At 58.8% G+C, this 15,128-nt stretch carries 16 protein-coding genes and 1 tRNA gene; 5 read left to right on the top strand and 12 right to left on the bottom strand.

Annotated features, from left to right (window positions below):
* Window positions 1-8: 8 nt before the first annotated feature.
* The 5 genes from PDR5_RS09780 to PDR5_RS09760 form a co-directional block, all read right to left on the bottom strand.
* Window positions 9-1,028, bottom strand: coding sequence for a LacI family DNA-binding transcriptional regulator (locus PDR5_RS09780; protein ID WP_064594873.1), 1,020 nt, complete (start codon window positions 1,026-1,028; stop codon window positions 9-11).
* A gap of 3 nt (window positions 1,029-1,031) precedes the next feature.
* A complete protein-coding gene (locus tag PDR5_RS09775; RefSeq protein ID WP_064594871.1) occupies window positions 1,032-2,009 on the bottom strand; it encodes an ABC transporter permease in 978 nt (325 codons plus the stop codon).
* Window positions 2,006-3,559 (bottom strand): sugar ABC transporter ATP-binding protein, encoded by a 1,554-nt coding sequence (locus PDR5_RS09770; protein ID WP_064594869.1) that lies wholly within the window; start codon window positions 3,557-3,559, stop codon window positions 2,006-2,008. The genes PDR5_RS09775 and PDR5_RS09770 overlap by 4 nt, the downstream gene beginning before the upstream one ends.
* 55 nt (window positions 3,560-3,614) lie before the next feature.
* Window positions 3,615-4,571, bottom strand: coding sequence for a sugar ABC transporter substrate-binding protein (locus PDR5_RS09765; protein ID WP_007956008.1), 957 nt, complete (start codon window positions 4,569-4,571; stop codon window positions 3,615-3,617).
* Between the two features lie 199 nt (window positions 4,572-4,770).
* Entirely contained in the window at window positions 4,771-5,220 is a 450-nt protein-coding gene (locus PDR5_RS09760) for a hypothetical protein (protein ID WP_064594868.1), read from the bottom strand.
* Between the two features lie 349 nt (window positions 5,221-5,569).
* Here PDR5_RS09760 and PDR5_RS09755 point away from each other — a divergent pair, with 349 nt between their 5' ends.
* From PDR5_RS09755 to PDR5_RS09745, 3 genes are all read left to right on the top strand, one after another.
* Entirely contained in the window at window positions 5,570-6,658 is a 1,089-nt protein-coding gene (locus tag PDR5_RS09755; protein WP_064594866.1) for an asparaginase, read from the top strand.
* Window positions 6,659-6,843: 185 nt separating this feature from the next.
* Window positions 6,844-7,113, top strand: coding sequence for a DUF1654 domain-containing protein (locus tag PDR5_RS09750; protein ID WP_442963860.1), 270 nt, complete (start codon window positions 6,844-6,846; stop codon window positions 7,111-7,113).
* Between the two features lie 4 nt (window positions 7,114-7,117).
* A complete protein-coding gene (locus tag PDR5_RS09745; RefSeq protein WP_064594862.1) occupies window positions 7,118-7,807 on the top strand; it encodes an endonuclease in 690 nt (229 codons plus the stop codon).
* A 54-nt stretch (window positions 7,808-7,861) separates the two neighbouring features.
* On the opposite strand, the gene PDR5_RS09740 is transcribed toward PDR5_RS09745, so the two are convergent.
* Window positions 7,862-8,764, bottom strand: coding sequence for a siderophore-interacting protein (locus tag PDR5_RS09740; protein ID WP_064594861.1), 903 nt, complete (start codon window positions 8,762-8,764; stop codon window positions 7,862-7,864).
* 87 nt (window positions 8,765-8,851) lie between these two features.
* Window positions 8,852-9,217 (bottom strand): SPOR domain-containing protein, encoded by a 366-nt coding sequence (locus PDR5_RS09735; protein ID WP_064594858.1) that lies wholly within the window; start codon window positions 9,215-9,217, stop codon window positions 8,852-8,854.
* 250 nt (window positions 9,218-9,467) lie between these two features.
* On the opposite strand from PDR5_RS09735, the gene csrA reads away from it, so the two are divergent.
* The gene (gene csrA, locus PDR5_RS09730) at window positions 9,468-9,662 is read left to right on the top strand and encodes a carbon storage regulator CsrA (protein WP_003179932.1); all 195 of its coding nucleotides are present in this window, start codon (window positions 9,468-9,470) and stop codon (window positions 9,660-9,662) included.
* A gap of 206 nt (window positions 9,663-9,868) precedes the next feature.
* On the opposite strand, the gene PDR5_RS09725 is transcribed toward csrA, so the two are convergent.
* The 3 genes from PDR5_RS09725 to PDR5_RS09715 all read right to left on the bottom strand — a co-directional run bounded on the left by PDR5_RS09725 (window position 9,869) and on the right by PDR5_RS09715 (window position 11,401).
* Window positions 9,869-10,324 (bottom strand): DUF2214 family protein, encoded by a 456-nt coding sequence (locus PDR5_RS09725; RefSeq protein ID WP_064594856.1) that lies wholly within the window; start codon window positions 10,322-10,324, stop codon window positions 9,869-9,871.
* Between the two features lie 375 nt (window positions 10,325-10,699).
* Window positions 10,700-11,122: an RDD family protein gene (locus tag PDR5_RS09720; protein ID WP_064594854.1), complete on the bottom strand. Its 423-nt coding sequence runs from the start codon at window positions 11,120-11,122 to the stop codon at window positions 10,700-10,702.
* Window positions 11,123-11,324: 202 nt separating this feature from the next.
* A tRNA-Val gene (locus PDR5_RS09715) sits at window positions 11,325-11,401 on the bottom strand.
* A gap of 184 nt (window positions 11,402-11,585) precedes the next feature.
* On the opposite strand from PDR5_RS09715, the gene PDR5_RS09710 reads away from it, so the two are divergent.
* Window positions 11,586-12,869, top strand: a complete 1,284-nt coding sequence (locus PDR5_RS09710) for an NAD(P)/FAD-dependent oxidoreductase (RefSeq protein WP_064594852.1) — start codon at window positions 11,586-11,588, stop codon at window positions 12,867-12,869.
* 52 nt (window positions 12,870-12,921) lie between these two features.
* Here PDR5_RS09710 and PDR5_RS09705 read toward each other — a convergent pair whose 3' ends face one another.
* Window positions 12,922-13,893: an XdhC family protein gene (locus PDR5_RS09705; protein WP_064594849.1), complete on the bottom strand. Its 972-nt coding sequence runs from the start codon at window positions 13,891-13,893 to the stop codon at window positions 12,922-12,924.
* Window positions 13,893-15,128 carry a cytochrome c gene (locus PDR5_RS09700; protein ID WP_064594847.1) on the bottom strand — a complete coding sequence of 412 codons (1,236 nt, stop codon included), beginning with the start codon at window positions 15,126-15,128 and terminating at the stop codon, window positions 13,893-13,895. The genes PDR5_RS09705 and PDR5_RS09700 overlap by 1 nt, the downstream gene beginning before the upstream one ends.

Below are 15,128 nucleotides of genomic sequence, written 5' to 3'. Positions count from 1 at the left end.
AATTCGTTTCAGCGGTATTCGGTGAACACGCCGGACAGCGGTGCAGTCGATTCGCGCAGGACAATACTCGGGGTCACGATCCGCTGATCCGTCGCCAGACCCGGGGTGGCAATTCTTCGCAACAAAACTTCCGCGGCCATCTCGCCCAGTTGCAGGATCGACTGGCCCACAGTCGTCAGCGCGGGATACACGTAACGGCTCATCTGGATATCGTCGAAACCGATCACCGACAGTTCGGCAGGCACGCGCACGTTGCGCTCGGCCGCGGCTCGCAGCACACCGATGCCGATCATGTCGTTACCGGCAAAGATCGCGCTCGGCGGCTTGCGCTCAAGGAGGACTGAAGCCACGTTGTAACCGCCAGTGCTGGTGAAGTCGCTTTCCAGCATGCGCGACGGGGACACCTCAACACCGGCCTCTTTCAGCGCGCGACAAAAACCGGCCTGACGCATTTGCGCAACACTGGTACTGGCCGGACCACCGATCGTGGCGATATCGCGATGACCGAGCTCAAGCAGATGCCGCGTCGCAAGGTACGCGCCATATTCGTGATCGATGCGCACCAGGTCGGCGTCCACGCCTTCGAGTCCACGGTCGACGATCACCATCGGCGTCTTCACGCCAGCCAGTCCTTGTGCCAGACCGCTGTCGCCACCCGCAGACGCGACGATCAAGCCGTCGATGCGCTTTTCGAGCAGCACTCGCAGGTAGCTGCGCTGCTTGTCCGGGTTGTCGTCGGAGTTGCAGAGAATTACGCAGTAACCGTTACGCTCGCAGTAATCCTCGATCCCTCGCGCCAGTTCGGCGAAGTACGGGTTGAGGCTATTGGGCACCAGCAAACCGATGGTGGCGGTGGTTTTCGCTTTCAGTGATCGGGCCACGGCGCTCGGCACATAGTCGAGACTCTTGATCGCCGCCTCGACCTTGAGTCGCACCTCTTCGCTCACCGGTCGGGTCTTGTTTACTACGTGGGACACGGTCGTGTAGGAAATTCCTGCAAGTGCCGCCACATCCTTGATCGTTGCCATTTATCAGCCCCGTCGACTTGCGCGTTGACTGCGATAGGTGTCAAGCACCACGGCGATCACGATCACCGCACCGGTGATGATGCGCTTGGTCGGTTCGGTCGCGCCAATCTGCGCCAGGCCGGCCGCCAGCACGGAGATGATCAACACGCCGAAAAAGGTACTGATCACCGAACCACGCCCACCCATCAGGCTGGTACCGCCGATCACCACCGCAGCGATGACTTGCAGCTCAAGGCCAGAACCGGCGTTCGGATCGGCCGCTTCCAGCCGGGAAATCTGGAACAGCGCCGCAATACCGGCGAGCAGGCCCATCAGACTGAACACCAGGATCTTGTAGGGTTTTGGATTGATCCCCGCCAGACGCACCGCTTCCTCGTTGGTGCCAATGCCGATCAGATAGCGACCGAACACGGTACGGGTCAGAACGGCCTGGGCAACGAAAATGACCAGCAAGGCAATGATGAACGAGGGTGAAATGCCAAAGGCGATCGGGTTCGACAGCCACGCAAAGGAGTCACCGATGTAGGCCGTGCGCGAACCGGTCATCTGATAGGCCAGGCCACGGGCCATCTCCAGCACACCGAGCGACACGATAAATGACGGAATTCGCCACGCCACGGTAATCGAGCCGGTAACCGTGCCGGCCAACGCCGCGACAGCCATACCCAACAAGGCAGCCGGCAACACGCTCCAGCCCCAGCCAAGAATCGCCACGCTGACAGTGGAGGCCGCGAGTGCCAGCACCGAGCCTACCGACAGGTCGATCCCGCCGATGATCAGCACGAACGTCATGCCCACCGCCAGAACCATCAGGTCGGGAATCTGGTTGGCCAGGGTGCTGAAGGTGTTGTACGACAGGAAATGGCTGCTCATGACCGAGAACAGCGCAATCATTGCCAGCAACGCGCCGGCGAGCCCCAGATAAGTCCCGAGGCCGTAGAAATTGCCACTGGATTTGCCGGCGGAAGATGCAGTTTTCATGGGAGATCCCTAGGCGCTGCTTCGTTGAGCAACGCATCACGTTTCTGGTAGCCGGCGAATGCGGCGGCAAGCAAGTCATCCTGGGTCCAGCTGTCGCGCTCGAAGGTGTCGATCAGACGTCCCGCCGACAACACGCCGATGCGGTCGCAGATCAGCATCAGCTCACGCAAGTCGCTGGATACCACCACCAGCGCCTTGCCCTGACGGGTCAGTTCGCCGAGCAAGGCATAAATATCGAACTTGGCGCCGACATCGATACCGCGAGTCGGCTCGTCGAACAGCAGCACCGAACAGTCGCGTTCGAGCCAGCGCCCGATCACCACCTTTTGCTGATTGCCGCCGGACAGCTCGGACACCAGCTGCGTCGGACTGGAACTGCGGATGCGCATGGCGTCGATCTGCCGCTGCGCGAGCTTCGTTTCATCGCCGTTGTTGACGAACCCGCCGCTGGAAATTTCCGGCATGTTGCCCAAGGCAATGTTGGCGCTGATCGATTGGCTCAGCAGCAGGCCTTCGCCCTTGCGATCCTCGGTGATCAGGGCGATGCCGTTGCGCACCGCATCCACAGGCGAACGAATGCTCACCGTTTTTGCCGGCGAACCGAGCGCCACCGTGCCGCTGTCCGGGACGTCGGCGCCGAAGATCAACCGCAAAAGTTCGGTGCGCCCAGCCCCGATCAGCCCCGAAATGCCAAAAATCTCGCCGGCGCGAACCTCAAAGGAAACGTCGCGAACCTTGTCGGAGCGGGTCAGGCCTTTGACCGTCAGGGCCGGCGGGCCGATATTGCGAGCCCCAAGATCGATATGCTCGCCCAGCTCGCGACCAACCATCAGGGTAACCAGTTGCTCACTGTTGTAATTGGCCATCGGCTCGACGCACACCAGGTTGCCGTCACGCAGCACGGCAATGCGCTGTGCGACCCGGGCCAGCTCTTCGAGGCGGTGGGAGATATAGATGATCGAGACGCCACGCGCCTGCAACCGGGTGATTTGCTCGAACAACATCTCGACTTCACGCGCGGTCAGCATCGCGGTCGGCTCGTCGAGAATCAGCACATGGCAATCGCCAATCAGGTTACGGGCGATCTCGACCATTTGCTGGTGACCGATCCCAAGCTCGCCGACCAGTGTGTCCGGGTCGATGGCGTCGAGGCCGACTTGAGCCATGGCTTCGATAGCGGCTTTGCGCAACTGCTTGCGACTGATCCAGCCACCGTTGCTCGGCAGGTTGTCGAGGAACAGGTTCTCCGCCACCGAAAGCGTCGGCAGCAGATTGAGCTCTTGCATGACCATGCGCACACCCAGTTCTTCAGCCTGCGTGCGACTGCCAGGGCGATAATCCTTGCCCTGGAACTGCATCTGGCCGGTGGTAGGGGTGACCAGGCCACCGATGATCTTCGAAAGGGTGCTTTTACCTGCACCGTTCTCACCGGTCAGTGCCAGCACTTCACCGCGCATCAACGTCAGATCGATGCCGGTCAGTACCGGTTGCGCATAGGTCTTGCCGATACCGCTGACCGAGAGGACAGCGATCGGAGCGGAAACTGACATAAAAATCTCCATGCGCTCGCCCGGACGGACGAGCGCCATTGTGTCGCCAAAGGACTTACTTGGTGACCAGCTCGACAGGCGTTTCGATCACGCCATTTGCACCACTGTCGACTTTCTCGCCCTTGATGATTTTCAGCGCGGTCTCGATGCCGAACACCGCTTGCTTCGCGGCGTACTGGTCGGCCGTCGCCAGAACGCGACCGTCCTTCAGCATGGGCTTGATGGCATTGATATTGTCGTAACCGACAACCTGCACCTGACCGGCCTTGCCGGCAGCGCGCACGGCGGAAACGGCGCCCACGGCCATGCTGTCGTTGCCGGCCAGCAGCGCCTTGACGTCCGGGTACTCGCTGAGAATCGAAGCGGCCACCTTGTTGCCCTTGTCGATTTCCCAGTCGCCGGACTGCAGGGAAACAACCTTGATCTGCGCAGCCTCCATCGCATCCTTGAAGCCAGCGGTACGCTGCTGGGCGTTGGTCGTCGTGGAGACGCCTTCAATGATGCCCACTTCATCACCGGCCTTCAGTTGCTTGGCCAGGTACTCACCCACCAGACGCGCACCTTTGCGGTTGTCCGGGCCTACGAACGGAACGCTGATGTTCTTGCTTTTGATCACAGCCGGATCGAGCTGGTTATCGATGTTGATCACGGTGATACCGGCATCGACGGCCTTCTTGATCACCGGCACCATCGCCTTGGAATCAGACGGTGCGATAACCAGCGCGTTGACCTTCGCCAGAATCATCTGTTCGACGATGCGCGTCTGCCCCGCCGTATCGGTTTCGTCCTTGATGCCGTTGGAGATCAGGTCGAAATCGGCGGAATGTTCTTTCTGGTAGGCCTTGGCGCCGTCTTCCATGGTCAGGAAGAATTCGTTGGCCAGAGATTTCATGACCAGAGCGACTTTGGGTTTTTCAGGGGACTCGGCGAAAGCCGAAGAGACAGGCAGTGCGGCGGATGCGGCAGCCAGCATGGCGACAGCAAGAAGACGTCCAGCGAATGGCAGCTTCATGGGTTCACTCCGATCTTATGATTATTGTGAGCAAAGCTTGCGCTGGCGTAAGCTCGCTGCACCCCACGACGAAATCAATTCACCGCGAAGACCGCGCAAACGTTTGCGTAGACCGAACTATGCGAATCCTGCCGACATTTGTCAACGACTGAAAATCTGCATTTTTTGTAGGGCGAATTACCGTCACCACCCCCTTCTCCTAGGCGGTCGTGTTGATCACACCGCCGCTGCCGGACCCCTTGGCCATCTCACGAACCAGATTGCCGGCCACTTCCATGAGTGCAGCGTTGGTGTCTGCAATCTGCCCCTGGATCGACATGACGACTGTCGTCTTGGCTTCTTCGGTCGGATAGCTGGCCGCCTGCGCCGCGGCCAATTGCTGTTGCTGCTCCTGCAATTGCTGCTGCAACTCCTTCATGCGCTTGAGCAGTATCTTGATCGTGATGCTTTGATTGCCACCGCTTTCGGCCGGCGCCTCCTCCTGCACTGGGCCGCCACCGGTTCTGACTTGCTTCGTATCGCCAGCGTCTTTGCCCAGCGCTTCGGCCGCCGCTTGCTCGTTGGCCTCGCTCAGGGCATTGATCGTAGCGGCTGTTTTTCCGCCGATGGTAACCGCGCCGGGGTTTGGCAAACCGATAGTCAATGACATTTGAACTCCTGAAAAATTGGATCCCTATAAAGGCGCATCGGCCAGTGCGCCGTTTTCTTTAGCACAGATCCGAAAACCGGCCAGATCACCCTGCGGACGGAGCTCGTAGTCCTTTTCGGTGAGCCGAACGAGAAAACAGCCCGCGTTCGGAAACCCGGATGAGCGAGGGAGGATCAAAACCAATCATCAAATAAATCTTGATTTAAATCATGAGGTTAAACATTTCTCTCAAGCACAGTACGACTGGTACAGATCCTGCTCCCTCCCTGCACCCCTGGCATTCAGATCGGCCCGGGGCGCATCTAGATGAACCTGCATCAGCACCGTCTCACTACTAGAGAGAAAAATAATGACATCTGCTTTGAAGAATTTCGTTCCGGGCGCTTTGGCCCTCCTCCTGCTCCTGCCAACCGCCCTCCAGGCAAAAGAAGCCGAAACTCAGGCCAAGCTGGCCAATGTAGTGGTACTGGCCACCGGCGGCACCATTGCCGGCGCGGGCGCCAGCGCGGCCAACAGCGCGACCTATCAAGCCGCGAAGGTAGGCGTCGAACAATTGATCGCCGGCATTCCCGAACTGAGCAAGCTGGCCAATGTGCGTGGCGAACAGGTCATGCAAATCGCGTCGGAAAGCATCACCAACGAAAACCTCCTGCAACTGGGTCGTCGCGTTTCCGAACTGGCCGACAGCAAAGACGTCGATGGCATCGTCATCACCCACGGCACCGACACCCTGGAAGAGACCGCTTACTTCCTGAACCTGGTGGAAAAAACCGACAAGCCGATCATCGTCGTCGGCTCCATGCGCCCGGGCACCGCCATGTCGGCGGACGGCATGCTGAACCTGTACAACGCCGTGGCCGTCGCCAGTAGCAAAGAAGCTCGCGGCAAAGGCGTATTGGTGACCCTGAACGATGAAATCCAGTCGGGTCGCGATGTCAGCAAGATGATTAACATCAAGACCGAAGCGTTCAAAAGCGCCTGGGGTCCGCTCGGCATGGTAGTTGAAGGCAAATCCTACTGGTTCCGCCTGCCAGCCAAGCGCCACACCATGGATTCGGAATTCGATATCAAAAACATCAAGAGCCTTCCTGACGTAGAAATCGCCTATTCCTACGGCAATGTCAGCGACACAGCCTACAAGGCCCTCGCCCAGTCCGGCGCCAAGGCGATCATCCATGCCGGTACCGGCAACGGCTCGGTTTCCTCCCGCGTGGTTCCGACCTTGCAAGCACTGCGCAAGGACGGTGTGCAGATCATTCGCTCGTCTCACGTCAATGCCGGTGGTTTCGTTCTGCGCAACGCCGAGCAACCTGACGACAAATACGACTGGGTGGTTGCTCACGACCTGAACCCACAGAAAGCCCGCATCCTGGCCATGGTTGCCTTGACCAAGACCAACGACAGCAAAGAGCTGCAACGGATGTTCTGGGAATACTGATCTGCCTTCGACCGATCCATTCCTGATCGGGCACTGGTTTCACCCTTCGTCAACCTGACGGAGGGTGAAGCTCCCGCCTCCGCCAAAGAAAAATTACACCTGCGCGACACCAAAACCGGAAAACTGCTGTCAGAGGATTTCTTGAATTTTAAGCAGTTGCGAAAATGCCTACAGTTAAATACTGTATGCACGTACAGCTTGATAAGGATAACCTCGTGGCCACTTCCCCTGATGCTCCTGACGCTTACGAACGCATGGGCATGCGCGTTCAAAAAATCATCAACTCCCCCACCGCACAAAAAGCCAAAGCCGCGCTGATCTTCCGCCTTCCGGACGAGCCGGTGGATGACTGGGAGCGCTTGCTGGAAGAGATCGACGAGAACGACAACGTCACCCTCGCCTACCGCGACGATGGCGGCGTACAGATTTTCTGGGTTGTGCCGAAGGAAGATTGATTCAATGATTCTGCGTTTTGCTGCTGTGCTGCTGCTGTTCATATCCATTGGCGCGCAAGCCGGTGCGCCGCGTACGTTCACCGAAGCCAAGAAGGTCGCCTGGAAGCTGTACGCTCCACAATCCACCGAGTTCTATTGCGGGTGCAAATACACCGGCAACAAGGTTGATCTGGCCGCCTGTGGCTATGTCCCACGCAAGAACGCCAAACGTGCATCCCGCATCGAATGGGAGCACATCGTTCCCGCGTGGCAGTTCGGCCATCAACGTCAATGCTGGCAGGAAGGCGGTCGCAAGAATTGCACCCGCTACGACCCAAGCTATCAGAAAGCCGAAGCCGACCTGCACAACCTGGTGCCGAGCATCGGCGAGGTGAATGGCGACCGCAGCAATTTCAGCTACGGTTGGTTGCCGGTCGAAAAGGGTCAGTACGGCTCATGCCTGACTCAGGTCGACTTCAAGGCGAAGAAGGTCATGCCCCGCCCTTCGATTCGCGGCATGATCGCCCGCACCTACTTTTACATGAGCAAACAATACGGCTTGCGCTTGTCGAAGCAGGATCGGCAACTGTACGAAGCCTGGGACAAGACTTACCCGGTGCAAGACTGGGAGCGCCAGCGTAATCAGAGCGTGGCGTGCGTGATGGGTCGCGGCAATGAATTTGTCGGCCCGGTGAACCTGAAAGCCTGCGGTTGATATCCTGATCAAAAGAAAAGGCCTTGAGCGACAAACTCAAGGCCTTTTTTGTGCTCAACCGCCGGACTTGTTGTAGCGCCAGTAGCCCATCAGATTGAGTGATTCGCGAGGGATGCCACGCTCCTTGATCAGGTATTTGCGCAGACTCATGACCGCTGCTGATTCTCCGGCGATCCAGCCATAGAATCCCTCGCTGGCCGTTTCGGCGACCTCCCAAAGAATCTCTTCTTCGATGTCGACATCTGCCAGCTCGACCGCCTGCCCAACCGGCGATGCATCAACAGGCAACGTCGCCTGCCGCACGGCTTCCACCATCAACGTACCGGCAGCTGCCTGATCGCGAATCAGCCATTGCACCAAAAGCCCGGGCCATTCAGGAACCGCCAACATGTCTTCACGACTGTCGACCTCAAAAAACGCCTGGGTCTGCGGCGGTTCAGCCAGTGTCGCAAGTTCTTCCAGAATCCCCATGGCGGCCGGCAACGCTGTGGAATCGGCGACCAGCAAAAGTTGCTTGAGCGTTTGCGGAGGTTTCCATTCAAATCCCCCCGCCTCTTGTGCCGTGAATCGGCTGTCGGGGGCGAGAATCTGCATCGACTCGCCAGGCTGTGCTCGCAAGGCCCAACGGGAGGCAGGACCGGTCTCGCCGTGCAGTACGAAATCGATATCCACTTCGCCTGCTTCGGCACGCAAGTGGCGGATGGTGTAGGTGCGCATCGCCGGGCGACGATCAACCAGCATCGAGCGGAAACGGGCGTACCACCCCTCCCCCTGAGAAAGCCTGGCGGGTGAGCCATCTGCTGCAGGGAAAAACAGCTTCACTCGCTGATCCGGCGCCCACGCAGCCATCTCGGTGACCGCCGAGCTTGCGAGGGTGATCCGCATCAAATGCGGGCTCAGTTGATGCTTGTGACGCAAAACAACGTCGAACAACTTGTAAGGATTGGCGGAGGCCATGCGGAGCTCCTTCTGGGTATCTTCAGTGATTGCTTTAAAAACGAATCACGGGGGACACCCTTTAGTCAGCTCCGCCGAATGGATCGCTTATTGAGCGACCGTGCGCTCGATCACCAGTGTTTCGATGTTCTGCTTCTTCGCCTTGATCAGCGCGTCGTTCACATCCGCCTGCCGTGCCTCGGCGTCAGCCTTCGAATTGAAAGGGCCAAGCAGGATCCGGGTCTTGCCGCTGGCGTCCTTGATGACGCTGGCCACAAAGGCATGCTCGATCAGCCAGCCGCTGAGGTCGCTTACGGCTTGGGGAGTTTCACCGCGCACTTCCAGATCCCACTGCGGCCCCACCGCAACAGGCGCCGCTACCACCGCCGGTTTCGCTTTTTGCGCATCCACACTCTTGCCTTCGCCACATCCTGCCAATGCCAGTGCCGCGACTACCCAGACCAATTTGCGCACAACGCTTCCCTCTGATTTTTCAAAGCGGCGATCTTAACATTCGAGAATACTTTCGGAGCCCCGCAAAATGGGCACAAAAGGACGAGATTGATGCTGACAGCCCCTGTATAGTTACGCGCTGGGAATTAATGCCGCTGCTGCGCGTCAGAAAGAGGCACCCAGACTTTAAGACTTCGCACTAATCTATACGTACCACCGACCTCTGCACTGTCTGAATCAGGTGCCCTACAAAGCAATCAAGGAGAAGACCATGCTGATACTCACCCGCAAAGTCGGTGAAAGCATAAACATTGGTGATGACATCACGATCACCATTCTCGGCGTCAGCGGCCAGCAAGTTCGAATCGGCATCAATGCTCCGAAGAACGTTGCAGTGCACCGGGAAGAAATCTACCAGCGCATCCAGGCTGGCCTGACCGCTCCGGACAAGCCACAAACGCCCTGAGCCCTACCGCAGTCAGTAGCCAGTTCGTTTGCCTGCGCGCAATGACTGGCTAAAGATTCAAGCGCCGTATTGCCATTCCCCACCTCCCTGGTGACGGCGCGTGCCACGCCCCCTTCCCGCCTCACCCTTCTCGCGACCGATACTAACTGTCATTCAAAGGGTTGGCTGTCGGATATTTCCGAATAGCGAATGGGAATCGCGCCGACCTAGCCGAATGTAACGCCACGCGCCATCCCGGTGGCCGCCACGACCATCAGTATCAACAACAGCGCTTCGGCATGACTGATCCGCGCGAATACCTTCGCACGTCCTGTGTCAGGGACAGCACCGCGTGCCTTGGCCATGCGCCACCTGATCAGGGTGATCATCGGCAAAAGCTCCAGAAGCAGAATCAGCACAAACAACGTCATCTTCAGATGGAACAGCGGCTGATGCAGGTAGTAGTCGGTTCCCTTCTCATAACCGGCAAAGGCGCGCATGCCGCCGGAGATGAGCAGCACCAGCGCCGAGAGCCCCCAGACATTGTCGGCAAGCAATACGCGCCCGACCTCACCCGAGCCGGACGCCAGGCGACTGAAGGCCGTCCCACGCGTCAACACCGCCCAGAAGCCCATGGCAAATGCCAATAGATGAATCGCTGCAAGAAACCAGTGAACCAGCATTGATGAACTCCTGTCCGGCAGAGGCGAAATCAGCCTGACAGTAGTAGTCGAAAAAATGAGGACTTGCCTGTCACCCCTCCCGGAAAAACGGAAGCGGGCGAGACGAGAGACTGGCAGAGGCGCGGGAAAGGCAAATCGCGGGCAAAAAAAATCCCAAGCAGCTGATGGAAGCTCGGGATTTAAAAATGCATAAACCGTGGTGGTGAACGCGGGGCGGATATTACTGATTTTTCCAGTATGTAACAACGTATTTTTGATAACTGGTTGGTTCAATAAAACCGTAACCCATTAAATATCCACATTATTTTTAAGGTCGCCTACAGTAATCGGCGACGAACGGATCAGAAAACAGGTAAAGCTCAGCCTGCCATTCTTTCACTTGTTTCTGATCACAATCGTAGACGCGAGCATGTCGCCCAGGCGCTTGCGCGAACCAAAGAAAATGAAAATCCAGTCAAAAAAATTAAGGAAAGGCGTCGTGATATTGCGGATAAAGGATTGATAGAGATTGCAGTTCAGATAGCCGCGCTCATCAATCACCGACATCCCCAGGATTTTTTTACCCACGCTCTGACCGTTCGGCATGGCATCGGAAAACAGGTAATACCCTCCACCCACGACCACTGCCAGCAACCCCACCAGGTCCCGAGGCAATCCTACAAGCTCTGCGGTCTTTGCTACGGCGAAGAACAAAAAGAAGGTGATGAAGGAATCAATGATTTGCCCTCCCCACCGGCGCCCCAGCCCAGCCAGGTTCTTGGGCTTGTGATAGGTGCTTTGTGTATTGCCGGTTTCCATGTGGTGTCATTCCGTTAGTGCAGAGATACAGGCGTATCGGCACACATACGGCAATATTTAGAGGCATAACGCCATCACTTCATGAGCATCGCGAATTGGCGTTTGAGAGGAGTTTTGCAAAAGTTTTGCAAATCGCAGACAACAAAAAAGGGCCCACCTTTCGGTGAGCCCTTTCAGACCGCCCAGCAGAGCGGATTTTGTTTGGTAGGCGCGATTGGACTCGAACCAACGACCCCCACCATGTCAAGGTGGTGCTCTAACCAACTGAGCTACGTGCCTGCTGTGAGGCGGCATTCTACGGAATTCCGGAGGGGTGTCAACACCTTTTTTTCACCTAACCCTATGAATATGCAAAATATTTAATTTCGACCCGCCGCAAGAAGATTTCCCGGTGGCTGGCGGAGGTTTTTCAACTGGGGTAGGATCGCTGCACTCGTAAAATATATTAAACAGAGGCTGCAGGATGGCGAACACCCCTTACCCAGAGTCTTACTACGCGGCATCGGCCAACGCCGCACCACCACGTCCTGCCCTGCAGGATGACGTGGAGACGGATGTCTGTGTGATCGGCGCTGGTTATACGGGACTTTCCTCGGCGCTATTCCTGCTGGAGAACGGTTTTCGCGTGACCGTGCTGGAAGCCGCCAAGGTCGGCTTCGGCGCCTCGGGGCGCAATGGCGGGCAAATCGTCAACAGCTACAGCCGTGACATTGATGTGATCGAACGCAGCGTCGGCCCGAAACAGGCGCAACTGCTCGGGCAGATGGCCTTCGAAGGCGGCCGGATCATTCGTGAGCGTGTCAGCAAATACAACATCCAGTGCGACCTGAAGGACGGCGGCGTATTCGCCGCCCTCACCGCCAAGCAGATGGGCCACCTGGAATCGCAGAAACGCTTATGGGAACGCTTCGGCCACACGCAACTGGAACTGCTCGATCAACGCCGAATCCGCGAAGTGGTGGCTTGCGATCAATACGTCGGCGGCATGCTCGACATGAGCGGCGGCCACATTCACCCGCTCAACCTGGCCCTCGGTGAAGCAGCCGCCGTTGAATCCCTGGGCGGCACCATTTACGAACAGTCGCCGGCCGTGCGCATCGAACGCGGTGCCAACCCGGTCGTACATACACCGCAAGGCAAGGTCAGAGCCAAATTCATCATCGTCGCCGGCAACGCCTACCTCGGCAATCTGGTGCCGGAGCTGGCGGCCAAATCGATGCCGTGCGGCACTCAGGTCATCACCACCGCACCACTGGGCGATGATCTGGCGAAATCCCTGCTGCCGCAGGACTACTGCGTCGAAGACTGCAATTACCTGCTCGACTACTACCGCCTTACCGGCGACAAGCGCCTGATCTTCGGCGGCGGCGTGGTGTACGGCGCGCGGGATCCGGCGAACATCGAAGCGATCATCCGCCCGAAAATGCTCAAGGCCTTCCCGCAGCTCAAGGACGTGAAGATCGACTACGCCTGGACCGGCAATTTCCTGCTGACCCTGTCGCGCCTGCCTCAGGTCGGACGCCTGGGCGACAACATCTATTACTCCCAGGGCTGTAGTGGCCACGGCGTGACCTACACGCACCTGGCCGGCAAGGTATTGGCCGAGGCACTGCGCGGACAAGCCGAGCGTTTCGATGCCTTTGCTGATCTGCCGCACTACCCTTTCCCCGGCGGGCAACTGCTGCGCACACCGTTTGCCGCATTGGGCGCGTGGTACTACGGACTGCGCGACAAGCTCGGTTTCTGATGCGCAAAAAAAGGGGCCGCTGAAAAGCGGCCCCTTTTACATCCAGCTCCAATCACAACTGATCCCGCGCAATCCCGCTGCGAATCCGCAGGATATCCGCGAGCACTGCCAGAGCAATTTCCGCCGGCGTCTTGCTGCCCAGGTTGAGGCCGATCGGCGCATGAATTCGCGCCAGCTCGCTCTCCCCCAGCCCGCCAATCCGGCGCAAACGGTCGAAGCGCTTTTGTGAAGTCTGCAACGAACCCATCACGCCGATGTAAAACGCCTCGGTGCGCACAGCTTCCATCATCGCCAGATCGTCGATGCGCGGATCGTGGGTCAACGCCACCACCGCCGTATCACGGTGACAACCGCCATCGGCGATGAACACCGACGGCAATTGCCGGCGGATCTCCACGCCATTGAGCACCACGCCTTCCAGCACTTCATCGCGCGGATCGCAGAGAATCACTTCGAAGCCGAGACCAACCGCGAACTCCGCACAGGCCTGCGCCACGCTGGAATACCCCGCCAGCAGCAAGCGCTGAGCAGCCCCGATGCGGATCCGTACCCGGTCGATTTCACGCTCGATTCGCGCGCCCTGCTCGTAATCGGTAAACAGGCTACGCGCACCAGTAGTCAGATCGACTTCGCGAATCACCCGGCGCTGCCCGAGCAACGCCGATTCGAGCTCACGCAGGTGCGCCCGCACCTCGCAGCCGGCGTCAAATTTCTCTACCAGCACATCGAGAATGCCGCCGCATGGCAGGCTGACCCGCGAACGCGGATCGTCACCTTCGCCATAACGCACGACGTTGATCGCATCGAGAAACGCACCTTCGGCGACGCGCTCGAGAAAGTCTTCCTCGACGCAACCACCGGACAGCGACCCGATCCACTGCCCGCCGTCGTTCACCGCCAGCAGCGAACCCGGCGCGCGTGGCGCCGAACCATAGGTGGTCAGCACGGTGCAGAGCCAGATGCGTTGCCCCGCCGTCGACCACTCCAACGCCCGTCGAACCACTTGCAGATCGAGATGCTGCATCAGTGCGCCTTGTGCTCAACGGAAGGCGCATCAGCCTGCAGCTTCTGCACATCACCAACCGCCAGCTCGGCCGACTGACCACCCCAGCCCTGACGCAGGTAGTTCAGCAGATCGGTCAGTTGTTCGGCACTGAGCTTGTCGGCAAAACCCGGCATCGGCTGCATGTGTTCGAACCCGGCGAATTTCTGTTCGCCGATGCCATCCTCGATCACGCGCAACAGATTGCGCGGGTCTTCCAGACGCAACGTGGTGTTGCCGCGCATGGCCACCGCGATGTGCGGTTTGCCCTCGCCACCGGCCGCGTGACAGCCGGCGCAGACGTTCAAGTATTCCTGACGGCCGCGCTGGGCGCTGACACTGAGTTTTTCCACCGGCACTTCAGTCAGTTCTTTCACCGCCGGAGGCTTGTCACCCAGCAGGAAAGTCGCCATCGCCGCCAGATCCGGATCATTCAGGCCCTGAGTGCTGTTGTGGAACACCGGAAACATCTCGTTGAACATCGTGCCCTGGGCGCTCATGCCGTGCTTGAGGAACGTGCTCAGGTCCTGATGGTTCCAGCCGCGTGCCGCCAAGTCGGTTGCCAGCAGGCTCGGCGCCAGATAGCCGTTAAGGATGCCGCCGGTCAGGCGCTTATCCAACTGCATCGCGCCCGGCAGGCCGCGTGGCGTATGGCATTCGCCGCAATGGCCGAGCACTTCGACCATGTACTGGCCGCGTTTCCAGGCGTCGCTTTTGCCTTCGGCAGGCTCCAGCTTCAACGCTTTACCGTACACCATGTTCCAGCCGATCAGGCCCGGACGCACGTTGAACGGAAAGCTCAGGCTGGTCACCGGCGCGGCGCGCTCAATCGGCTCGACGGTTTTCAGATACGCGTGAATCGCATCCGAGTCCGCACGCGGCATCAAGTGATACGAGGTGTACGGCATCGCCGGGTACAGGTTGGCGCCGTCGCGACGCTTGCCTTCAGTCAGCGCAGCGAAGAATTCGTCATCATTGTACAAACCGATGCCGTGCTCTTTGCTTGGAGTGATGTTGGTGCCGTAGATCGTGCCGAACGGCGACACGATCGGCAGGCCGCCGGCAAACGGCGCGCCGCCGGGCGCCGTGTGGCACGCCATGCAGTCGGCCGCGCGGGCGAGGTATTCGCCGCGCTTGACCTGATCATCCGCGTGCACCGCCAACACAGGCGCAGCCAGCCCGACCGCCAGGGTCAGGCGGGTCAGTAATTGCTTCAT

The organism is Pseudomonas sp. DR 5-09, from assembly GCF_001655595.1.
GTDB classification, from domain to species: domain Bacteria; phylum Pseudomonadota; class Gammaproteobacteria; order Pseudomonadales; family Pseudomonadaceae; genus Aquipseudomonas; species Aquipseudomonas pharyngis.
The sequence above is the reverse complement of the archived record's forward strand: the minus strand, read 5'-3'. Positions and strand labels throughout refer to the sequence as shown.